General features: G+C 35.6%; 17 protein-coding genes. 10 read left to right on the forward strand and 7 right to left on the reverse strand.

What is annotated here, in order from left to right:
* Positions 1 to 5 precede the first annotated feature (5 nt).
* Positions 6 to 1352 (forward strand): sodium-dependent transporter, encoded by a 1347-nt coding sequence (locus BC6307_RS09500; RefSeq protein ID WP_066412690.1) that lies wholly within the window; start codon positions 6 to 8, stop codon positions 1350 to 1352.
* 172 nt (positions 1353 to 1524) lie between these two features.
* Positions 1525 to 2655 (forward strand): S8 family peptidase, encoded by a 1131-nt coding sequence (locus tag BC6307_RS09505; RefSeq protein ID WP_066412694.1) that lies wholly within the window; start codon positions 1525 to 1527, stop codon positions 2653 to 2655.
* A 71-nt stretch (positions 2656 to 2726) separates the two neighbouring features.
* Here the strand turns inward: BC6307_RS09505 and BC6307_RS09510 are convergent, their stop codons facing one another.
* The gene (locus tag BC6307_RS09510) at positions 2727 to 3914 is read right to left on the reverse strand and encodes an aminotransferase A (protein ID WP_066412696.1); all 1188 of its coding nucleotides are present in this window, start codon (positions 3912 to 3914) and stop codon (positions 2727 to 2729) included.
* A gap of 373 nt (positions 3915 to 4287) precedes the next feature.
* On the opposite strand from BC6307_RS09510, the gene BC6307_RS09515 reads away from it, so the two are divergent.
* Entirely contained in the window at positions 4288 to 4503 is a 216-nt protein-coding gene (locus BC6307_RS09515) for a hypothetical protein (RefSeq protein ID WP_066412697.1), read from the forward strand.
* Between the two features lie 298 nt (positions 4504 to 4801).
* Here the strand turns inward: BC6307_RS09515 and BC6307_RS09520 are convergent, their stop codons facing one another.
* The gene (locus tag BC6307_RS09520; protein ID WP_066412700.1) at positions 4802 to 5044 is read right to left on the reverse strand and encodes an IDEAL domain-containing protein; all 243 of its coding nucleotides are present in this window, start codon (positions 5042 to 5044) and stop codon (positions 4802 to 4804) included.
* 324 nt (positions 5045 to 5368) lie between these two features.
* On the opposite strand from BC6307_RS09520, the gene BC6307_RS09525 reads away from it, so the two are divergent.
* Complete coding sequence (locus tag BC6307_RS09525; RefSeq protein WP_066412702.1) at positions 5369 to 6607, forward strand: PLL family lectin; 1239 nt, start codon at positions 5369 to 5371, stop codon at positions 6605 to 6607.
* A 161-nt stretch (positions 6608 to 6768) separates the two neighbouring features.
* Positions 6769 to 7509, forward strand: a complete 741-nt coding sequence (locus BC6307_RS09530; protein ID WP_066412704.1) for an SDR family oxidoreductase — start codon at positions 6769 to 6771, stop codon at positions 7507 to 7509.
* A 408-nt stretch (positions 7510 to 7917) separates the two neighbouring features.
* Here the strand turns inward: BC6307_RS09530 and BC6307_RS09535 are convergent, their stop codons facing one another.
* The gene (locus BC6307_RS09535) at positions 7918 to 8352 is read right to left on the reverse strand and encodes a hypothetical protein (RefSeq protein ID WP_066415865.1); all 435 of its coding nucleotides are present in this window, start codon (positions 8350 to 8352) and stop codon (positions 7918 to 7920) included.
* A 193-nt stretch (positions 8353 to 8545) separates the two neighbouring features.
* On the opposite strand from BC6307_RS09535, the gene BC6307_RS09540 reads away from it, so the two are divergent.
* The 3 genes from BC6307_RS09540 to BC6307_RS09550 all read left to right on the forward strand — a co-directional run bounded on the left by BC6307_RS09540 (position 8546) and on the right by BC6307_RS09550 (position 10584).
* Positions 8546 to 8806: an HPr family phosphocarrier protein gene (locus tag BC6307_RS09540; protein WP_066415860.1), complete on the forward strand. Its 261-nt coding sequence runs from the start codon at positions 8546 to 8548 to the stop codon at positions 8804 to 8806.
* A 124-nt stretch (positions 8807 to 8930) separates the two neighbouring features.
* A complete protein-coding gene (locus BC6307_RS09545; protein ID WP_066415858.1) occupies positions 8931 to 9926 on the forward strand; it encodes an acyltransferase family protein in 996 nt (331 codons plus the stop codon).
* A gap of 151 nt (positions 9927 to 10077) precedes the next feature.
* Positions 10078 to 10584, forward strand: coding sequence for an acyl-CoA thioesterase (locus BC6307_RS09550; protein WP_066415856.1), 507 nt, complete (start codon positions 10078 to 10080; stop codon positions 10582 to 10584).
* 48 nt (positions 10585 to 10632) lie between these two features.
* Here the strand turns inward: BC6307_RS09550 and BC6307_RS09555 are convergent, their stop codons facing one another.
* Positions 10633 to 10914, reverse strand: a complete 282-nt coding sequence (locus BC6307_RS09555) for a hypothetical protein (protein ID WP_066415854.1) — start codon at positions 10912 to 10914, stop codon at positions 10633 to 10635.
* Between the two features lie 125 nt (positions 10915 to 11039).
* Complete coding sequence (locus BC6307_RS09560; protein ID WP_066415852.1) at positions 11040 to 11240, reverse strand: cold-shock protein; 201 nt, start codon at positions 11238 to 11240, stop codon at positions 11040 to 11042.
* A gap of 459 nt (positions 11241 to 11699) precedes the next feature.
* On the opposite strand from BC6307_RS09560, the gene BC6307_RS09565 reads away from it, so the two are divergent.
* On the forward strand, positions 11700 to 13127 hold the full coding sequence (locus BC6307_RS09565) for a PAS domain-containing sensor histidine kinase (protein ID WP_066415845.1): 1428 nt from the start codon (positions 11700 to 11702) through the stop codon (positions 13125 to 13127).
* Positions 13128 to 13224: 97 nt separating this feature from the next.
* On the opposite strand, the gene BC6307_RS09570 is transcribed toward BC6307_RS09565, so the two are convergent.
* A complete protein-coding gene (locus tag BC6307_RS09570) occupies positions 13225 to 13914 on the reverse strand; it encodes a LysM peptidoglycan-binding domain-containing protein (protein WP_066415843.1) in 690 nt (229 codons plus the stop codon).
* A 120-nt stretch (positions 13915 to 14034) separates the two neighbouring features.
* Positions 14035 to 15063: an NAD-dependent epimerase/dehydratase family protein gene (locus tag BC6307_RS09575; RefSeq protein WP_066415840.1), complete on the reverse strand. Its 1029-nt coding sequence runs from the start codon at positions 15061 to 15063 to the stop codon at positions 14035 to 14037.
* 278 nt (positions 15064 to 15341) lie between these two features.
* On the opposite strand from BC6307_RS09575, the gene BC6307_RS09580 reads away from it, so the two are divergent.
* Positions 15342 to 24449: a carboxypeptidase regulatory-like domain-containing protein gene (locus BC6307_RS09580; RefSeq protein WP_066415838.1), complete on the forward strand. Its 9108-nt coding sequence runs from the start codon at positions 15342 to 15344 to the stop codon at positions 24447 to 24449.
* Positions 24450 to 24466 lie beyond the last annotated feature (17 nt).

A 24466-nucleotide genomic window follows, 5' to 3' on the forward strand; every position in this document is an offset into this window, starting at 1 on the left:
TATTTATGAAGCAACGAGAGCAATGGTCATCAAAGATAGGTTTTATTTTAGCTGCCGCTGGGTCGGCAATCGGTTTAGGTGCCATATGGAAATTTCCTTACATGGCAGGAACAAATGGGGGGGGAGTATTTTTACTTGTCTTTCTTCTATTTACTATTATTATCGGAGCTCCAATGTTGTTAGCAGAGTTCATTATTGGCCGTTCTACGCAGAAGAATGCAATTCATGCATATAAACATTTAGCACCTAACAGTAAATGGCATTATATAGGAGTGCTTGGTGTGGTCGCTTCCTTTATTTTGCTTTCGTTTTATAGTGTGGTAGGTGGTTGGATTGTGACATACATAGTAAAATCCTTTACGGGTCAACTTTCTAACCTTAATGCGAATGAGTTCGGAGTTCTTTTCGATGAAACAATCGTAAATGGTCCTGAAGTATTACTTGCACAAGCTTTCTTTCTGCTTATTACAATTGTCGTCGTTCAATCTGGCATCCAAAGTGGAATTGAAAAAGCTAGTAAAATATTAATGCCATTATTATTTATTTTATTTCTCGTTTTAATTGGTAGATCATTAACACTTGAAGGAGCATTAGAAGGTGTACGTTTTTTCTTAATGCCAGACTTTTCACAGTTAACTTCCTCTACCTTTCTTTTAGCGCTTGGTCAATCATTTTTTGCACTTAGTGTAGGTGTATCGATTATGGTAACGTACAGTTCTTACTTACAAAAGGGGGAAGACTTAGTAAAGTCAACTAGTTCAGTAGTAGGCTTAAATATTTTAATATCTATTTTAGCTGGACTAGTTATCTTTCCAGCTGTATTTGCATTAGGATTCCAGCCGGATGAAGGCCCAGGATTAGTATTTGTCGTTTTACCAGCAGTATTTGACCAACTACCATTTGGGATGTTTTTTCTAGTATTGTTCTTACTTCTATTGTTATTTGCCACATTAACATCAGCTTTTTCTATTTTAGAAATAGTCGTCTCAGTGTTAGTAAGAAATAAGCCGACCAATCGTAAGAAAATCGCTTGGATTAGTGGTGCGATTATATTTATTTTAGGTATACCATCTGCTTTATCGTTCGGAATATGGAGCAATATTACTATTTTCGGATTTATTATGTTTGATTTTGCTGATTTTCTTGTAAGTAATATGGCGCTTCCGATCGGTGCCTTATTTATAGCGATATTTGTTGGCTATCGAATTCCAGTTTCGATTTTGGAGGACGAGTTTTTCCAAGGTTCGAAAGCATCAAAATTGTTATTTCAGCTTTGGTTATTTGCAGTTAAATACATTATACCTATTGGAATTGGTATCATTTTTTTACATTCACTCGGTCTTTTCTCTTAAATACAAGCTTAACGCACTACATCTTTCATAAGGTGTGGTGCTTTTTCTTTAGAAAATAGGAAAATAAAAATCGTTCTCTGTACACAATGCACCTACTTTTATAAGTGTTATAATCAATCTCGACAATTACGAATTTTGAAAATTGTCAAAACAATCGAAGGAGTGTTGTCGTTTGAGAAAATGGTTAAAAGGTACAGCTTTATTTTTAGTAGCAGTTTTAGCATTTTCCTTAACATTTGGAGGAGTAAGTGCGAAAGAAAATAACGAAGCTGCAAAAAAAGAATACTTAATTGGTTTTAAAACAGGAATTGACAGTAATGCAAAGAAATCAGTAACAACTGCTGGAGGATCCGTATTACATGAATTCCAGTATATGAACGTATTGCATATCGAATTGCCTGAAAAAGCAGTAGCAGCATTAAAAAATAATCCAAATGTAGAGTTTATTGAACATAATGCAGAAGTACAAACATACGCACAAACTACTCCGTGGGGAGTTACACATATTAATGCACATAGAGCCCATAGTTCAGGTGTAACTGGATCAGGTGTTAAAGTTGCTATATTAGATACTGGAATACATGCGAGTCACCCTGATTTGAACGTTAGAGGTGGAGCAAGTTTTATTTCTGGAGAATCCAACCCTTATATTGATTCAAATGGTCATGGTACCCATGTGGCTGGTACAGTAGCAGCATTAAATAATACAGTAGGAGTATTAGGTGTTGCTTATAACGCGGAGTTATATGCGGTAAAAGTACTTAGTGCATCAGGAAGTGGTACGTTAAGTGGTATTGCACAAGGGGTGGAATGGTCGATTGCAAACAAAATGGACGTTATTAACATGAGTTTAGGAGGAAGCTCTGGTTCAACAGCACTCCAGCGCGCGGTTGACAACGCTTACAGAAATAATATCGTTGTAGTAGCTGCAGCAGGAAATAGTGGAGCTCAAGGTAATCGTAATACAATCGGATATCCTGCAAGATATTCTTCGGTTATTGCGGTTGGGGCAGTTGATTCCAATAATAACCGAGCTTCTTTCTCAAGTGTTGGGTCTGAATTAGAAGTAATGGCTCCTGGTGTTAGTATTTTAAGTACAGTACCTGGCAGTTCTTATGCTTCTTATAACGGTACATCGATGGCATCTCCACATGTAGCAGGTGCTGCCGCATTACTAAAAGCTAAATATCCGAACTGGTCCGCTGCACAAATTCGTAACAAACTAAACAGCACGACTACTTATTTAGGAAGTTCGTTCTATTACGGTAATGGTGTCATTAATGTAGAAAGAGCTTTGCAGTAATAATGTATTAAATCTCTAAAAGCTAGGCTGTTGCCTTTAGCAGCCTAGCTTTTTTAAAAAAGATAGATATATCAAACGTACGGAAATTTATTTTTGCTTTTTTGTTTTAAAGATAGTGTCAATTGCTCAAGACGATCCATCGCTTTTATTAACGTCTCCATATCACACGCATACGATAATCGAATATATCCTTCACCGCAAGTTGAAAACGCACTTCCGGGCACAACAGCAACTTTTGCTTCTTCTAAAAGTTTAACAGCAAAATCGAAAGAAGATAATCCGAACTGCTCGATAGAAGGAAATATATAAAAGGCTCCATTCGGTTTCACAGATTCAATACCCATTGCCTGTAATCGGTTGTATACATATTCCATTCTTTGTTTATATGTTTCATTCATTGTAATAGCATCATCTGCTCCTACCGTTAAAGCTTGAAGGGCGGCATATTGTGAAATGGAAGTTGCACAAGAAACATTATATTGGTGCACTTTAAGCATATGTTTCATTACATTTTCCGGTCCAAAGACAAAGCCAATTCTCCAACCGGTCATCGAATGTGACTTTGAGACACCGTTAATAACAATGGTTTTTTCCTTCATCCCTGGGAAAGAAGCAATTGTAGTATGTTCTCCTTCAAATACAAGTTCACTATATATTTCATCAGATAATACAAAAATATCTTTATCTTTAAGTAATGCCGCAATTTTTTTTATTTCATCATTAGGCAACGTTACACCTGTTGGATTCGACGGATAGGGTAGCACAATACAACGAGTTTTATCTGTTATGTATTTTTTTAATAAATCTGCTGTTAATAGGAAGCTAGATGAACGTGTGTCTACGTGGACGGGAGTTGCACCACAAAGACGAATAATAGGTTCGTAGCCAGGATAAACAGGATTTGGTAATATAACTTCATCACCTTCGGTTAGAATGGTGCGAAATGTAATATCAATTCCTTGACTAGCTCCGATGGAAACAATTACTTCTGAATCAGGATTATACAGTAGTTTGTATTTATCGCTTATAAATTGACAAGCTGCTTTCCGCAATTCATATATCCCGGCATTTGCTGTATACGATGTATGGTCGTTATGAATAGCATTTATACCAGCATCTTTTATGTGCTGAGGTGTTGAGAAATCCGGTTGACCTATCGTTAACGATAAGACATTGTCATATTTTGACACTAAATTAAAAAACTTGCGAATTCCCGATATTTCAATGTTTTTTACTTTTTGATTAATTAAATGTTCCATTACATTACACCTCGTTATGAATATATATCAGATAAGTATTGTCTCTAAATGGACAAGTTTTTTATTTTCTTAAGTATAATGGAACTGTTTTTAGATGTCCAAGCTTAGTTTTATAGACGGGTATGTAGTGGGAAGTCTTTTGTACTAAAATAACTTTTTTCCCTAATATTTCTATAAATATTTATTATTGTTGACCTATAAAAATATGATTCTAGTTGGATAGGAAAAATATAGAAAGTATAGTAACATATATTATAATACAGAATATTAAGATTATTCTGTATAGTCCATCCCTTCAGCCGTAGGATCCTTTCATCATGCTGTATGTTTTGATGTTTGTTGGAATACGTCTAATTGAAAGGGGAAGTGGAAAATGGAAATACTGTTCGAAATTTGGTTACGTTTATTGGAAAGACATGTCGAAGAAGTTATTGCACAAGATTCTTCAGGAGGGGTCGTTTCATTTTTGCTTATTGGTATTCTACTCTACTTTTTTAAACAAGAATTACGGAAGGGGAAGGAATGCCAATGTTGCCTTCATCGAGAAAAAGAAATAGAAACAGAGAAGGAAAAGGATGTAACACTTTAATTAGTAGTTAGGACTCCTAACATATTAAGGGAGTCCTTTTTTATTGTTTGCACGGCATAAGTGAAAATATTTTTGGGTTATCTACTGCCTTTTGTGTTGTTACGTCTAACGCCTGTGTTTTTGTTAGATATACTTGTACAAGTAATAAAGAGCATTCGCAAAGAATAACGAACGCTCTTCATTGGATTACGTAGCTAACAAATTTTTGGATAACAAAAACTAAAATAGAGAATATAGTTGAATTTTTAATAGAGGGAACGTAATTAGGCAACATTGTCTTACCTAAAACGTGAAAGGTTTATAGATTTGCAACGTGTAAATATTGTTGTAACAATTGATTATATTGAGCAGTTAATTGTTCAAACTCCTTTTGATTACGGTTTTCTAGTGATTGGTCTATTAATTTCATTAACCTATTTTTTTGAAAAAGGAGAATGGATTTATCAACGACTAATTGTGCATCGCGCTCCTCTTTTGTCATATCTGCTTGTAAGAAAGATTGATTCGTTTGCTCGCTATAAAATGGGAAAGGTTTATTCATTGTTTTTTCCTCCTTTGCGCACGGTTTTCTTAAGACTAGATAGGTTGTTATACTATTATCTAACATTTTACGTCTTTTGTATAGTTATTTTATAGGAAAATTTAGATATATCAGAAAACTTTATTATTCTAGTCTTTAAAGTCTAATTATTTATCATTTAAATACCCTTGATGACGAGCAAATAAACGCCCAAATAAATAAGTTAGAAACGATACATATTATTGTTGTCATGAATACGCCAGTTCGTTTCATACATTTATATTGGAGAAGTATATTGAAGTTATGCTTAATGTTTATATTTTATGACTATAGGGGGTTAACGTAATGTATTATTATCCGTACTCATATTATGTTAGTCCGTATCGTTCATTCTATCCTTATTACTACCAGCCTTATCATTTTAAGTATGCTCATAGGCAACGACAAACGGATCAATTATTTCAAAAAGTATGGAGTGTTATACAAAGTGAGTTAGAGGCAAGCTATCAGAAGTTAGATGAGTATAATATGGATCGTAGAACAGCGAACATTATCATTCAGCAAGTAGTGCTTTTTGTAGTAAATAACGCTACTACTGTTTCTGGGTCTATATCACAACAGACAAATCAATTATGGAAACGTTTTTCAACTACACATACTTGGATTTTACAGCTTCTTGTTACGTATCGATTGACGGAAGTAGCTATCGAGAAATTTTTGAAGAATATAATATTTATTACTTTAGAGAATGTTCAATATTCACCTGAAAAAGAATGGAGTGGTTGGGAAAGTTATGGGGGACAAATTACGTCAGGACCAACAGTAACAGTAAATGAACAGAATAAAGTAGATCTGTTTGCGAGAGGGATTAGACGTGAGTTGTTACACGTGAGTAGAGATGAGAATAAAGAATGGGGTGAGTGGAAGTCGTTAGGAGGAACATTAACTTCTTCCCCTGCTGCAGTTTCTTTAGGAGATAATTATTTGCATGTTTTTGCTAGAGGAGAAAACAAAGAATTGTTACACATTTATTGGAATGGTGAAAGTTGGTCGGACTGGGAAACACTTGGAGGTGTGTTAACCTCTTCCCCAGCAGTTTGTTCAGGAGGTTCAAATAAGATAGATGTATTTGTAAGGGGGACCGACCGTAGTTTATATCGAAAAAATTGGAATGGAGAGAAATGGGGCGATTGGCAGCCTTTAGGTGGAAATTTAACGAGCGCTCCTTCAGCTCTAGTAGATGGAGAGAAGAAGTTGCACTTGTTTGCACGAGGCGGAAATCAAGACCTTATTTATAAAAATTGGGACGGAGAGAAGTGGAGTGATTGGGAAAGTGTTGGAGGTCGTTTAACGTCAAGTCCATCTGCTATTATTAGTAAAAAGAATCGTATTACAGTTTTTGCTAGAGGAGTAGATTCTACACTTACCTATTTAATAAGGAACGGTCATAATTGGAGTGAATGGCAATCAGTTAGTGGAACAATAACTTCGGAACCTTCCGCAACTTTCTCAGAGGGGAAGCGTATTGATGTTTGGGCGAAAGGAGAGAAGAATGACCTTCTCCATATATGGACAGAAAATTAATATGTGTGAGCTCTCAAAATTTAATTTGGGAGCTTTTTATTTATAATGTAATATATAAGAATGTAAGGACATTCAGTTCAATAAAAACGAATGATTACGCCAAATAAAAAGATCAGGCGAAATTTAGCAATAATTTATAACATTTAAAGAAGGTGTTGAAAATGAGTTTCAAAGACAAGGTTGTTATCGTAACAGGTGGAGCGAATGGAATTGGTAAATCTATCGTTGAAGGTTATGCAAAAGAGGAAGCAATGGTATTTATTGCGGACAAAGATTTGAAAAGTGGACAGGTAGTTGAGGAAGAAATAACTAAAAATGGTGGAAGAGCAGAATTTATAAAAACAGACGTAACAAAGGAAGCTGATATAATCCAATTGATAAATACGGTTAAGTACAAATGTGGAATAATACATATTTTAATAAATAATGCGGGTAAAGGGTTGTTTATTTCTCCGTTGCAACTAACGTTGGAAGAGTGGAATGATGTAATTAGTACAAATTTAACTAGTACTTTTTTATGTACAAAGGAAGCTGCTCCATATATGAGTGAAGGAGGGGCGGTTGTAAATATTTCATCTACGAGAGCAATAATGTCCGAACCTAATTCAGAAGCATACGCGGCAACGAAAGGTGGCATTCTTTCCTTAACACACGCATTTGCTGCATCGTTAGCACCTAAGCATATTCGTGTAAATGCTGTTTCTCCTGGCTGGATTGAAACGGGAGATTACAGTAACCTCCGAGACGAAGATCATCATCAACATTTCTCGCGTCGAGTAGGAAGGCCATCAGACATAGTACAAGCTTGTTTTTTCTTAACAAAAAAAGAAAACGACTTTATTACTGGCACAAATATTGTAGTAGACGGTGGAATGACGAAAAAGATGATTTATGAGGAGTAAATTAAAAACGGGGAAGTCATAAAAGTCAGTAGAAACTAACTTTTATGACTTTTTTTTGTTCCTTACCTATATAAAGTTCCTTGTAATTAATAAAATTTTCATTATAAATAGCTCCGGCGCTTAGGCCCTATCAAACTTCCCGTTCCGTCCGTACGATAAGTCATCATCGACTTAACGCAGTTCGTAGTGTTTCCTTTATCTCAACCGTAACAGTCCAGTTTGTACGGGCCTGTTCGAAGCGCCTCCGCTTTTCTTTGTCTAGCTCCGGGCGTTAGCGGCTATCAAACTTCACTTTCCTTCTGTACGATAAGTCAACATCAGCTCACTGACGTTCGCTGTGTTTCCTTTATCTCCGCCAGGAAAGCTCCAGTTTGTACGCCGCTACCCAAACGCCCTCCGCTTTTCTATTTACTCAGTGTCGTATTTGTAGTGCATGACGTCTCCGGTGTGTGGGTCTACGCTGTACCAGCCGCGAGTTATTTCTTCTGTATTTGTATTCAAACGGATGGTATCAAAAACACGAAAAATATAGAGGCCACCAGCATACCCTTCAAACGCAACATTTGCGTCGGAAGTTGACTGGATGTTTAAGTGTTGTTTTACATGATCACGCGCTTCCTCTTTTGTGTAATATCCTTTAGGCGCAACGTTATCTTCCACATCGATCCGCGCATGTCCGTATGAACGAAGCATTAAGCCTTCTGTTCTATTCGGAAAATTTCCATCTTCGTGTCCTGTACGTCTCGTATCCTCTACAATTGCTTCGTTATTATCAACTCCACAACCAGTTAAAATGAATACTCCGATAAAAAAGATGCTAGAAAGTAATTTTAAGTAGTTCATTTTTTCACCCTTTCCTCTCTAATCTTTATGTTTAGTATGAAGTCTAATCGTAAAATTCATACAAAAAAGGGGATAGGTGTTATTTCATCTATTAACTATTCTAAAATAATGGTACTAATTGCTTGGTATATCACTTTCCTCTCCTTAATAACATACGATATACAAAATTATTAGCTATGGGAGGACATAAATAATGATTAGAAGACAATTAAAATTAGAACTTAAAAATGAAACTGTAAATAGCTTTATACAAAAGGCTAATGAATTTGAATCCGCTATTAAAGTTATAAAACATTCTAAAATTGTGGATGGAAAAGATTCTTCTTCTATGCGAGCACTTCAATTAGAATGCGGAAACATTATTACACTAGTTGCTGAAGGCGGAGATGAAAGGGAAGCTATCGAAGCTTTATCATCAGTTTTAAAAGGGGAGCCTTCGATAAATTCTTTCTAGTATTTATAATTAATTTTGATGAAGGTAATCTATATTCCAAATATAACCACTGTTTATACCCTCAACGTTTATTTTTTCTTTACGAATGGATATATATCAATCCATGAAAGGTAGGAGAGATAAAATGAAGAGGGATTATTATTTTGATAATGCGAAATTTATACTCATTTTTTTAGTTGTAGCGGGTCATGTAATTTCACCTTATCGTCATGATGAACAATGGTTATTAACCCTGTACCAATTTATATATACTTTTCATATGCCAGCGTTTATATTACTCGCAGGCTATTTTAGTAGTAATTATGATAAAAAAGGGTACTATGTCAAAATAGTTACACGTTTAGCGATACCATATGTGATATTGCAAACGATTTATACACTATACTATAACGGTTTGTATCCGAATACGAACTTTGATTTGCAATATTTTACACCTAGATGGGCAATGTGGTTTTTATTAAGTATGATAGCGTGGAAATTATTACTACCAATCTTTGCAAAGTATAGATGGAGTATCACGCTTCCTATCGTGTTTTTGATTGGCTTGTCAGTTGGTTTTATTCAAGTCCCTGAACGATTTTTAAGCTTAGATCGAACATTTTACTTTTTTCCTTTTTTCTTAATAGGATATTATTTATCTAAAACCGATTTATTTTCTATTATTCGTAAAAACCAGGGTAAATATCAACTTTTTTCAGCAGGGTTTATGGGTATTCTATTAATAGGGATTTTTATAAGTACAACAGATATCGGAAGCGGATCTGCTATATTGTATGGAACAAATGTATACGAATCAATGCACGATATGTATTTGCGGTTTGTAATGTATACGATTAGCTTCTTTGTAACGATTGCATTTTTTACATTTATTCCAGCATCACAAAACGTCTTTACTGGTATCGGTAGTAGATCTTTTTATGTTTATATATTGCATGGTTTTATTATAAAATGGTTTTTTGAAACATCGCTTGGTCAAAGTGTACAGTCAATTCCCGATTATTTTCTGTTATTTATAATAAGCATTCTTGTTACAGTACTAACTGGAAATGCGATAATTGTTCGATTGATTAGAAAACCATTTCTTTATGTTAAAGAAACCTTTTCGATTAAGAACGGATAATTTAGTTATAGCGGTAGTTTAAAATAACTACTGCTATTTTATTATGCTAGTATAGAAAGGAGCCGATATAAGTAATGGCAATAGCTTATTATTGGCGAATACAAATTAAGTGATAAATGATCGTTAATACAAAATTTACGGAGTGTGAAACATGGAAGCAAAAAAGATAAGTGCATCAAGGGTTTATAAATCTAGTCACGTATTACCTCCTGATACGAACAATCACGGTACGTTGTTCGGTGGAAAGTTAATGGCATACATAGATGATGTTGCTGCTTTATCAGCTAGAAAGCATGCAAGAAAAAGTGTTGTGACTGCATCTACAGATTCCATTGACTTTTTAAAGCCAATTAAAGTTGATAGTGAAGTGTATTTAGAGTCATTCGTAACGTGGACGAAAAATACCTCAATGGAAGTGTTTGTTAAAATAATTGCAGAAGATTTGTATACAGGTGAACAATTGCTTTGTGCGACTTCATTTTTAACTTTTGTGGCAATAGGGGACGATGGTAAGCCTACAACAGTACCGAAAGTAATTCCAGAAACAGAATTGGAAAAATTCCTTTTTGAACAAGCACCGTTCCGCGCTGAAAATAGAAAAAGAAGAAGAAAAGAAAGCTACAATTTAATTACAAAAATAAAGGAAAACTATAATTAATCCTTGTCGTTAAAAAGCATAAAAAAATAAGGCTGCTATTGTGCAGCCTTATTCCAGTTGTTTTTCTATTCTTTCAGCCAAGCGTCTTGAAATGTGAAGAGATTTAGCTGACCAATGTCCTAATAAAGATGTTAACGTTGCTATCGTAATAATTGTAGGTAGTATATCTGTAATAGAAATAAGTATACTATAAATTACCCCAACTGCCGCCATTGAAATGACAATCCCGATGAAATGAATGTTTTCTCTTTTATAAGTTAAAAAATAACTTACCGAAAAAACGATTAATACTAGACCAAGAAGAGATACAGCTGTAAAAAGATAATCCATTCAACAGAAAACCTCCGTTGTTTTATGTTAGCGTTTTCTTTCTATTGTATAGTATACCACAAAAGGTAAATTTTATTATGAATAAATAAAAAAACCACCAAAAACTTGGTGGTTTAAAAGCAAAATTATGCTTTAGTTACGTTAGCAGCTTGATCTCCACGGTTACCTTGAACGATTTCAAATGTAACTTTTTGACCTTCTTCTAAAGACTTGAATCCCTCGCCTTGAATAGCTGAGAAATGAACGAATACGTCGTCTCCACCTTCACGCTCGATGAAACCGAACCCTTTTTCTGAGTTAAACCATTTTACTGTACCTTGTAACATAATGTTACCTCCTAAATTTCGTGTGAAAATTAACACACATTGTAATACTATTCTTGCTCATTAAATATCAAGGCGAAAAAGATTCTTCCTTACATACCGAACAAAAATAATTCATATAAAGCATAACAGTTTTTATATGAAAAAGCAAATGCGTTTATAACATTATCTTCCGACAAAAATAGCGCGCATTAATAAAAATAGTAAAAATTTTGACGTTTTAAATGGAATTAATATTAAAACTCGCTATATCTATGTCGAATTTACTTAAATTATGTCAAAAAACAGATAAATAGTTATAAAGGAATTTGAAAAAGGGTTGTTTAACATATACAATTTATTTGAATGATTTTAAAATAACAAATATTTAGTAAATGTAAAAATCTTTAAAAATAAATGTTTATACATAAATTGTTACGGGTAAGTAGTTTTTTAGGGATAATTATCGAGGAGGGGAAAGAATTGCTTCAGAAAGTTTATAAAATACAAAAGAGAGAAACATTGAAACGTTTGAAGCAATTAAAGGACCATCAAGTCTTTTATATAATGGATGTAAATGGGAAGTATATTTCGTGCAATCAGCACTTTATTAAAGTATTCGGGTATCCCGAACACGAAGTAAAGGAAATTAGCTTTTTAGACATAGTGATACCTGATGATTTAATGCAAGTAATACATAATTTTGAACAGAGCAAAAAAGGAAAGGTAGTTTCCTATCGATGTATCATTAAACGTAAAGATGGGACGAGTATTGGTATATCTGTTGTAAATGTGCCAAAATATAAAAATGGTGTCATTGTAGGAATTTATGGTTTTGCAAAAATAATAAAGGGATTTCGAAATAGTAAAGGGACTACCTTTTTTGACGATAATGATTTGTATATACATACCCTAAACCATTCACCTGATGGTGTATTAATCGTTCAACATGAAACAATCGTTTTTGTAAATGAAGTAGCAGTTAAAATGTTCGGAGCTGCTAAGAAAGAGGAGCTTCTAGGCCAACATATTTTTAAACTACTTCATCCCAAGTACATAGATAGAGCGAAAGACCGATATAAACAAGTGCTAGCTGGTGAACCGGTTGACACAATGGAAGAACAATATTGGAAGCTTGATGGCTCTAAATTATATGTGGATGTTACATCACATCCTACTTTTTATAGAAATGATATTGCAGCGCAAGTTATATTAAAAGATGCGACACAAAGAAGATTAGCGAACCAATTAATGATCCAAGCGGCTAAAAATTCAACAGCCAGTCAATTTGCTGCAGGAATTGCACATGAAATACGCAACCCAATGACTGCAATTAAAGGATTTATTCAACTTATAGATAAAAGTAAGTTTGATACACCTGAATATTTTGATGTCATTAATGGAGAAATCTCGAGAATTGAAGGCATTTTAACAGAATTACTTTCTTTAGCTAAACCTGAAACGGATATATTCCGTGAAGCTAATTTAATCGACCTTATTTATCACGTTGTTATATTAACAAAAACGCAAGCTAGTATACATAACATTGCTATTGAATTTGATCCATACATAGAAAATATCCCGTATTATTGTGATGCAAATAAAATTAAACAAGTACTAATAAATTTAATTAAAAACGCAATAGAATCAATGAAAAACGGTGGGAGGATTGAAGTAGAAATTACTCTAGTTGAAAATATGTGGAATATAATTATTGCTGATGAAGGGACAGGGATACCTCCAGAAGTTTTAAATAATATCGGAAAACCGTTTGTTACGACGAAAGAAAGTGGTACCGGTTTAGGGATGATGGTTTGTTTAGAAATATTAAAACAGCATAACGGAAAGTTAACGTTTAATACAGGTCCGAATGGAACCACTTCCATAATACAGTTACCATTTATAAAATAAAGTGCTGGAATGTTGAAAAGAGTAGTGAATGATATTTCGCTACTCTTTTTATTATAGTTTTTATTGTAGTGTAAAAGGCGTATCGTTACGTTTGACCTTATTTCACGCGCAGCTTTTTCCCTACAACAATCGTATTAGAGGAAAGGTTGTTTAAGTCTTTTAAATCACTGACAGTCGTTTGATACTTACGAGCTATAGAGTACAAAGTATCGCCTTTTTGGATAAGAATATAAACGGATGGTATTTGTTTAACGATTAACGTTTCACCAACGAATATCGTGTTATTTTTTAGGTTATTCCAAACTTTCAACTCATCAACTGTAACTCCATATTTTTTTGAAAGCGCGTATAATGTATCACCTTTTTTTATAGTAACGTTCAATTCTTGTAAGGCTACAATTAGACTTTGCCCTTCGTAAATTGTATCAGTTGAAAGTTTATTCCACTTTTTAAGTTCTTCTACTGTTGTTTTATGTTTCTTTGCGATAGAGTATAGTGTATCTCCACGGTTAATGGTAATAACGTTTTGAATTTTTGCAGGAATGATCAAGTTTTTGCCTGCAATAATTTTATCTGTAGACAAATTGTTTCGATTCATTAATTCTTTAATAGAAACGTTATATTTTTTTGACAAACTATATAACGTATCTCCTTTCTTAATAACAATGGCTTCTTCAGTTAATTGTGGATAGGAGGAAGCATTTACTTCGGATTTTGTAGAAAACCCAATACTGCTACTTATTGCTAATGTCATAATGCAAACTAATAATAATTTATTTTTCTTCATAAAAAATACACCTCAACTTAATATTTTTCTTTACAATAAGTTAGACGGTGTATGACCTTCGTTCGATACTTGTCTTATTAAATATGTAGAGCCTATTTTTATCTTATAAGTTGTATTACACTATTCGTTTAAATATTCTTCTAAAAGTTCTTTCTCTAATTGTAACGTTAAACCAGCAGTTTTTTTTCGGCTTCCACGAGTTAAATCCCACTGAAGTGTATCGTGGACTGTTTCCTCAATTGGTCGAAATGTTAGCCCTAAATGTAAAGCTTTATTAATATTTATTGTGAACGTACCAATCCAAGGTTCTTTTTGTCCAGGGAGAGGTGTAGTTTCTGGAATCCATAAAGGTAATTGAGACCATGGCGCAATTTCCTTTTGTGTAACAAATTGCTCATCCGCCCATATAAGTTGGGAAGAACTATTCGTAACTTCAATGCATGCTTTTAGAAAGTTTTCCATCGTTAACATTTCAGCAGGTCCAGTTACGTTATAAACGCCAGTAACTTTCTCATCGACTTTTTTCACAATCCAACTAGCTAAATCACGGGCATCAATCCATTGTAATGGCCGGTCTTTTCTACCAGGAACGAATACTTTTCCGCCTTTTTGAATTCTTTCAACCCAATAAGTAAATCGGTCCGTATAGTCGTGAGGTCCAACTAATAAGCCAGCACGAATAGAAAAAGTTTTGTTAGGTAAATTTTGTTCTGCAGTTTGTTCGCATCGTGCTTTTAACGCTCCATAATGTTCATTAATTTGTTCTGAAGTACCATAGCCAATTTCATTCACCTGATCATCAGAAAGGGTTTGTACATCGTATGATTCATCAATATTATTAACTGCCCAATCTTTATATACTGAAATACTAGATATGTATGTATAATGATCAATTTTATCTGCTAACATCTTAGTCATTTCGTCTACAGCTCTAGGGGTAAAGCCACAAGTATCAATGGCAGCATCCCATTTACCGGTATCTAATAAAGAAAGATCCTCTGTACGGTCCCCTATAATTGTTTCAAGTTGCGGAAATAGTTCTTGATTGTTTCCGCGGTTAAACAATGTAACTTCATGACCTTGTTTTAACGCTTCCTCCACAATAAAACGTCCTAAAAAACGAGTACCACCTATAACTAATACTTTCATTTTAGCTAACCCTCCTTTTAATAATTACTACTTCTCTATTACTATATGACATTCCTCTTTTTGAAATATTAATAAAATGGTGAATGATTTTCTATATTTAAAATCTGTAGTCAAAATTCTACAAAATGTTTTGAGTCTTTTGTACGGCAAGTTCGACATTAGTCTTAGGATAAAGGAAGCAATTTAATCTAAATATTTATAATATTGTAAAAATTAAAGGGATAACGGATATTTAAACAGTATTTAGATAATCGAATGAATAAATGGAGGTGGATAGAGTGTACAAAAGGAAGAGATTAAGTAAAATGCTTACCAAGTTCTTTATTATGCTTTTATTGGTTAGTAGTTTTTTACCTCATGTTGCCTTTGCAAACGAAAATGAAAATAAAGTAATTGATTTGCAAGTGAAAGATGAACAATTTGAGAAAGAGAGAGAGGCTGAATTTTATGAACAAGAAGTGGCTTCTACTGCACTGGAGGAAGGGGAGTTTGAACATTTACTTTCTGCTATAGGTTGGGACGTACCTGAAATAAATGTAGAAGTAGATACACAAGACAAAATCGAACAAGCAGTTTATGAGGCGTTAGAAGAGGAAAAGGAAGTAGATGTAATAGTTCGGCTTAAAGGACAAGCAGATTATAATAAAATATATGCCGATACAAAAGGGAAAGGAAAATCTACTAAAGCAAAAGAAGTAGTAACCTCTCTCCAACAAAATGCAAAAACCTCTCAACAAGGAATAGAGAAGGCTATTGTATCATTAGAGATAAAAGGAAAAGCAAAAAAGAAAGATACACTTTGGATTATTAATGGAATAACTTTAACGGTTTCGAAAGATGGTTTAGAAGAGTTAAAGAATCATAAAGAAATAGAAAGAATTACGTTGGATAAAGAAGTTCCATTGCCTGAGATTACGGTTGAACAGTCGAAGCCGCGCTTACCAGAATGGGGGTTAGAGAAAATCTTCGCTCCAAAAGTATGGGGGGATTATGGCTTAAAAGGTGAAGGAATAGTCGTAGGGATAATGGATACTGGTGTGGATGGAAACCATGAAGCACTGAGACATAATTATCGTGGTAGAGATGGAAATCATCAATATTCTTGGATAGATCTCTCAGGTAACAATTATGCCACACCAGCGGATGGTCACGGGCACGGGACTCACGTTGCTGGAACAGCTGTAGGTGGTGGCGAAGGAGAGCCAATAGGGGTTGCTCCTGAAGCTGAATGGATAGCTGCTAAAATTTTCAATGATGGTGGTTCTACGACGTTATCTGCAATACACCAAGCTTTTGAGTGGTTTATGGCTCCGGGTGGAGACCCATCAAAGGCTCCGCATGTTGTTAACAATTCTTGGGGCAATGCAAATGCGTATAATACTGAATTTTATGAAGATGTTCAAGCGTGGGTTGCAGCTGGTATTTTTCCACTCTTTTCAGCAGGTAATGAAGGACCTGGTTCCCAAACGGTCGGGTCACCAGGTAGTTTTCCAGAAAGCTTTGCAATAGGGGCAACGGATGTAAATGATCAAATTGCTTCATTTAGTAGCCGCGGTCCTGTTTATTGGACAGATGAAGACGGAAATCAACAACGAATCATTAAGCCAGATGTGTCTGCTCCTGGTCATCAAATTTATTCAGCTTGGCCTTCTGTAAGAGGAGCTGGAGAATACCATACTATTAGTGGTACATCGATGGCTGCACCACATGTTTCTGGTGCGATAGCATTAATTTACCAAGCAAACCCACAATTAACGATTGAGGAAGTTAAGGATATATTAAAAAGAACAGCTAGAGTCGAGTCTTTCATGGGGAATACTCCTAATGATGTTTACGGACATGGGATTATTAATGTTTACCAAGCTGTAACGGAAGCAGCATTTGCAGGGAATATTAGTGGGACAATTCAATCTGAAGAATCTATTGAGGTACCAATTAAAATTAGTATTCCAACACAAAATATGGAAGTGACATCTAACGACGGAACTTTTCAATTTTCTGTAAGAGAAGGAACACATAGAGTACTAGTTTCTGCCTTTGGTTATGACTTGTTACAGACAGAAGTGACAGTGAAAAAAGGGGAAACAACAGAAGTGCAATGGGTGTTACAACCTTCGGAGAGATATACGGTTACAGGTACTGTAAGAGAGACTACGTCAAATGAACCGGTACGATTTGCATATATTCGAATGAAAGGGACGCCTTTAGCGGCAGTACGAACGAATGAAAGTGGAGCTTTTTCTGTTTCAAATATTCCGATAGGTAACTACGAATTAATTATTACAGGGGAAGGAATTAAAGGACATACGGAACAAGTTGAGATAACTAACAATGTAGAACTTGATTTGTACGTAGACGAGCATAACCTATCATCCAATAGCAATTGGTCAACAGCGAATTATAGTTATGAAAGAAATGCGGTATCACCAAATGCGATTGATATTGACGGAATGCAAAAACAGTGGACATATTCAACAAGCTCAAAAGGTCAAATTTTGTTTTCTACTCCTGCGGTAACAGAAAATACGGTTGTATTTACTACGGATCGTGGATGGATTACAGCGTTAAATCGGTCGACTGGTGAAGAAATTTGGAGTGTTCGACTCGGTGCTACAAATCGCTCTACCCCGACTATTGCGGACGGGAAAGTATTTGTATCAGGTGGACAAGATGGAACGATGTATTCATTAGACTTAAAAACTGGTAGAACGATATGGAGTAAGTCTATTGGACAACCGGCTGTATATGAATCTGCCATTTATAAGGATGGAGTTTTATACATTGGGTCTGGTTTAAATGATAATCCATCTTTTTACGCACTAAATGCTGACAATGGTGAAACCCTTTGGAGAAAAGAACTTGGTGGAGCCTCCTATTTTGGTGGAACATTAGGTGAAGGGCTAATTTTTATAGGTACGTATGACAACCGGACGTTACGTGCTTTACGTGTGGAAGATGGATCTGAAGCATGGTCTATTACACTATCGAACGAAGGGTTTGCTTCTCGTCCGGTATATCAGGAAGGGACGCTTTACGTGACAAGTGCGAACTTTAGCAATGGTAGTGGTACATTGCACGCGTTAAACGCAGTGAATGGGGAACATGTATGGCAAGTTGGCGGCATAGGAGATACTCAAGCAGGTTCTCCGATCGTATATGAAGAATTTGTAATCGTTAATTCCTCGACTCAACCTATTGTACGGGCTTTCCATCGTGAAAATGGTACCGAACTTTGGAGTAATCGATTCGTAGGTTTCGGTGTACACAACGGATCTGTAAGTGCAAATGGAATCCTATTTTTTGCAGGGACTAGCGGTACGCTTTACGCGCTAGACGTATATAGCGGTTCTATTCTTAAAGAAATGTCGCTACAAGATTATAGTACTTCTGGCATACCTATTGTACCTGGAAATGTAATCGTACCACATCGTAGTGGGATAGATAGTTATGTTTCTAACGGGACGATAGAAGGTACTATCACGGATTCGGACGGAAATGGTACAGAAGCGATTATTGCAATTGCGGAAACAAATTACCGAACACAATCATCTAATGAAGGTGCATTTTCGTTACAGCATGAACCAGGAACATACACATTAAAGGTTTCATCGTATGGGAAGAAACAAATAGAAGATGAAGTGATGATCGTTTCTGGTTACAAAGAAACGCTGAATTATGAATTAGAGGATGCAGAAATAGGAGCATTGCAAATTTCTGTACAAGATAAACGAACAGGTAATCGTTTACCTAATGTTGATATTGTCATTCAAGATACAGGTTTACAAGGAGTCTCTAATGAACAAGGTGAGCTCCATGTGGAAGAAATTTTTGAAGGAACATATAATGTTGAATTTTTATTAAACGGTTACGAGAAAGTGCTACTACCAGTAACTGTTGCTCCTAATGAATTAGCAGTGATGACAGTGGAACTTTCACCTTTTGACATTGCTGTGTTGAATGACTTTCAAGGTGAAGTAACTGCATTATTAAATATGAATGGATTCCTAGCAGAAGAACGCGAGTGGGATATTATTAATGATATTTACCGTTATGATGTTGTTTATTTAAATGGCGCCTACGGTTCTGGTGGTTGGAAACCTGATGAAACGTTATTTAATCAATTAATTGATGTAGCAAAAGAGCATGATGTTAGCTTAATTTTTGCGGACGCGTGGGGATCTAATTATGGTTCTATTCGTCAATTAACTGAATACACACAAGATCCAAAAGAAATTGCGCATTATTATGGGTCTGGGCAAGTTAGGTTGCAAGCTGATGAAGAGCATCCAATTCTAGAAGGCATGAATAAAGGAGAGCGAGTTACACTTTATACGAGAACAGGTGACTTTGCATGGTTTAACCGTTATTCAGGTCGACATCTCGCTTCCATTGGAAGTACAACACAAGGAATGGTAGGTACTGGGGTAGCTTATAAGGCAGTTTCAGAAAACAGTGCTCATTTATTATTAGGAAGTCATGCCGCTTCACCGTGGGTATCGCCCCTCCAAGGCTGGTTAGCTGACATGCAATCGATTCTTTTTAACGGTGTCCGTTATTTACAAGAAGCTACCTTTGGTGAAGTTAGTGGTTCGATTGTAGATTTTGAAGGTAACCCAGTAGAAGCGGAAGTTATAATAGTGGAAACAAACCAACAAGAAAAGTCAGATGTAGAAGGTGAATTTCAATTTTATCATGACGTAGGAACCTTTGTGTTAGAAATAAGATCTCCAGGATTTGCAACGCAACGAGAACAAGTAACAATAATAAATGGTGAACCGGTTGAGCTTACGATTGTATTACACCACTCAAATGGAGATCGGTTATCTGGTAATGTAACCGATAGTATTACACAACTAGGAATAGCAAATGCGGAAGTAAAGTTAATTCAAAATGAAGAAATTATTGTTGAGCAGGAAACAACTTCTAACGGAAGATTTGAGTTTACGAGTCTACAGTATGGACAATATAAACTCAGAATTGAAAAGGAAGGATACATTTTTCACTCAGAAAATATCGAAGTAGGTAGAGTACAAGATGAATTGGAAATAGGTCTATATCCAACGCCAAAAGTAGCGGTATTAGGGGACTATTTCAGTCAAAATCGAAATTTCCAATATACAATGAGTCAAGCAGGAATTCCTGTCACACCATTATCCGTTCAAAATGTAGCCGAAGAAGTCGGTAATTACGATGTTATTTTTATTAATGACATTTCGGGTAGTAGTTTTAACAAATCAATATTTGAAAATATGATGGAGAAAGCAGACGAAGCGAAAACGAGTGTTATACTTGGTGACGTATATTCTTCAGGTTCGGGTATAAATCATTTAGTCAATTACAGAGAGGATCCACAAGTTAGAAGAAATGTAGCAGATACGACAAAAGCGGCAAATTATGTTCTTTTAGAAGAACATCCTATATTTAAAGGAATAGAAGTCGGGGAACAAGTAGAGTTATTGTTGCCAAGTGGTAGCCGAATTAGTTACTTTGATGATTATAGTGGTTATCCGATAGCGGAGATTACACATGAAGGAAATGCAGATTCACATGGTTTAGGAGTTGCATATAAGCCTAGAACGGATAATAGTGTAGAACTACTTATGAGTGGTCACGGATTTGGTTTGTACCATCATTTTGAACACTATACGGAAGAAGGGCTTCGACTGCTAACGAATGCAGTTGTATGGGCTGCTTATACACAGTTTAATGTGATTTCTGGTGTAATTACAGATGAAGAAGCTAATCCCCTTTATGCGAGTGTAGAAGTGGACGGAGTACCATTTGATACCGCTACAGACCCTTCAACAGGAGAATTTTCTATCGCTATAAAAGATGGTGATTATGACGTTACAATTACCTCTTTTGGATATGATAGAAAGATAGAACAAATCCGTCTAGATAATAACTTTGAACCACTGGAAATTGAAATGGTTGTTTCTGAAAATGTTGGTTCCATCGTTGGTACGATAGAGGATGAAAAAGACGGATCAGCACTAGAAGGCGTAGAAGTAAATATCGTAGGAATACCAAGAGAGAGTGTAACGAACAGTCAAGGGAACTTTTCTATTTCTAGATTAGAGCCTGGAGATTATATATTGAAAATGGTTAAGGACGGCTATGTTCATAAAGAAATGGAAGTTACAATCGAAGAGTCCGAACAATTAAATTTATCGATTGAATTAAAACCTTCTCCAACAATTGGGGTAATTGTAGACGCTACAGCTTCTAGTGCTGTATCGATGGAAGATTATTTAGAAGGAAAAGGTTATAACGTAGTAAACATGTTCTATACGGATTTAGAACTATTACAAGAGATAGATTTAGTTATAGCGAACTCTGATTATAATAATAGCTTAATTCCAACTAAAGATGAATTTTCAGCCTTCCAACTAGCTTTAAATGAAACGAATACGTCAGTCATTTGGACAGGACAACATGGTGGGAGAGGAGCAATTCGTTATTTATACGAATATGAGAACAATCCTCCAGTTGAGATTAGAGGAAGTAAGGCAGGAATGAAAGGGGCGGTATTGGAGAATCATCCAATATTAGAAGGTGTACCGACGGAGTTTTCAATGTTAGCTGGATCGAATTATTATTATGCGTTTGATGGATATGACGGGACGGTAATAGCTGATGTGATCCACGATACAGATGGAAGAGTAGGTAGTGCTATTGCTTATAAAGGTCGAACAAGTGAATCTGTTGAAATTTTACTTGCGAATTTCACTTTTAGCTCCAATTTCCATCCAGGTAATCGCCAACACTTTGATGAGAATCGTGAAACGATCTTCCTAAATGCTATTAATTGGGCGTTAGAAAATGAAGAAGCGCTAGTCGGAGAATTATATGGTAGCGTGAAAAATCAACAAGAACGGAATGTCAAAGCGACTATTACCGTACTAGAGACAGGTAAAATAGTAGAAACAGATGTAGAAGGCAACTTTTATTTAGGGCTACCATCTGGACAATATACGTTAAAGGTAGAAGCGTTCGGCCATGTAACAGATCAATTTGAAGTAGAATTAGAAAATGGAGAAACGATAAATAGGACATTCCAGTTATCGACAGACCGTGCTGGACTAGTGAAAGGAACTGTCTTACATGGACAAGATGAAACTCCAATTGAAGGTGCAACCATAACTATTATGGGTACTCCGATTACAACAATGACAGATGAAAACGGAGAATATGAAGTCGATGTCCCTGTTGGCACTTATTCTGTTCGTGCATCAGCTCCTGGACATACGTCTGTCGTACAAGCGAATGTTGTAGTAGAAGAAAACGAAAGCATAGTCGTTCCGTTTTTACTTCAAACTTCTGAAAAGGTTGCAATTGTCGCCACATCCACATATGGGGATCGGATACAACAATTTCTTTCAGATAGAGGCTACGATTCGGAAGTTATTGTAAATAGTAATTTATCACCATTAATGGACAATTTAAGTGAATATGCAGTCATTATATTCAACGACAAACATTCTAATATGAGTCAAGCTCAGTTTAATGAGTTTTTACAAGCAACATCAGAAAATGATGTAAGTATTATATTTAGTTCTCAATTTAGTGGAGGTACAATTCGTGATTTGTCCGATGCTGTTGGGAACCCAGCAAACGTAAGTTGGGCTTTCGTACCTAGTCATGTGAACGTGAAAGTGTTACATGAACATCCAATCTTTGCTGGCTTTACAGAAGATGAAATTCAAATTTTAAATAATGGTACTAGTAGCCAACAATATGCAGTTTATTCTGGCTATAGTGGTACAACAATTGGTTCCATCTCACATGATGAACGCGGGGTATTAGGAGAAGGAATTGGATTTGAATTCGCAAGTGCAAACTCTGTCCATATTTTACTGTCTGGAATGAGAGTTGGCTCTTACGGACAACCGGAAACGCGATGGACAGAAGAAGGAAAACAACTTTATACGAATGCAATCGATTGGGCCATTTCTGCTAGTTTAGGAGAAATAGTTGGTACTGTAACTACAGAAGATGGTGAACCAATCTCTAATGCAACAATTGTTATTGAAGCGCTTGGCTATGAAACAAAAACAAACGCGCAAGGACAGTATCGACTAGGAGTAGGCTCCGGTACGTATGAAGTAAAAGCGCTAGCAAGAGGTTATGAAGAGAAAACAGAAACAGTTGTTGTCGAAAACTTAGGAGAATCAGTAGAAGCTAATTTTACATTAACTAAACTAGATGGTATGACGATTACTGGGACAGTTATAAACAACCGTACTGAAGAGAGTATTACGGAAGCAAAAGTAACATTAACAGAAGTTTCTAGTTCGATACTTTTAGAGGAATTAACGACAAATGAAGATGGATATTTTGAATTTGCGGATCTTTTAGAAGGTGAATATGAAATAACGGCTCATATGGATGGTTATATTTCTGTTTCTACGGTAGTTGTCGTAGAAGAGGAAGACATTACTATCACTCTTGCGATGAATGCCATTGAAGTAGCGGTTATTGGTGATTGGAATAACAATCTTGTAAACTTCTTAAATAGCGAAGAAGTATACGCTGAAGGTCAAGATTGGAATGTTAGTGATAATCTTGGAAACTATGAGTTGGTTATTGTGAATTCTAATAAAGGGACGAAAGAAGAATTGGAGCGGTTAATTGATGCAGCGGCAGTCCATGAAGTAAGTATAGTTTTTGTAGGTTCTTGGGCTGGGGAAGGCTCTATCTCACTACTAGAAAAAGCTTTTTCAACGCCAATACTCGACAAGCATGGCTATAACGAAGGAGCAGTTTTGTTAAAACTTAATGAACAGCATCCAATATTTGAAGGGTTAACGGATGACGATGGCTATATAGAAATACATGCGAATCAAAGTCCGTATGCAACGTATCAGGATCTTCCTGGTAAAGTGATAAGTAATATAAATGTAGATGGTGACGATAAAGGCGCTTCTGTAGCATATGAGTTTAAAGGAACGAACCATATGCACCTGTATTTATCTTCTTTCGCCGTTACGAATATTATCGGACCTGATTATGGGTGGACAGAAAAAGGAAAACAATTATTTATACAGTCATTACAATTTGCAAGGGATGCTGAAATAGAAGAGGAGCAACCTACTCCGACAATTCCAGCAGCACCAACGTGGGATGAATCAAGAATTCAAACTAATGAATCAACGGTTACGATAACAGGTAAAGGAGAAGTTGGTTCTATCGTTCACATTTATGAAGAGAAAGGAAAGAAACGAACATTACTAGAGTCAGTGGAAGTATTAGAAGATGGTACATTTAGTTATACAGATCAGTATGGAAACGGTAACCATTTCTTATATGCACAAGCTGAAAACGAAGTAGGTTTATCTGAATGGAGTGAAAAACTTCAACTAATTATAACTGGAAAACCACGATAACATTTTGGGACTGCATT

This window comes from Sutcliffiella cohnii, assembly GCF_002250055.1.
Classification (GTDB): domain Bacteria; phylum Bacillota; class Bacilli; order Bacillales; family Bacillaceae_I; genus Sutcliffiella; species Sutcliffiella cohnii.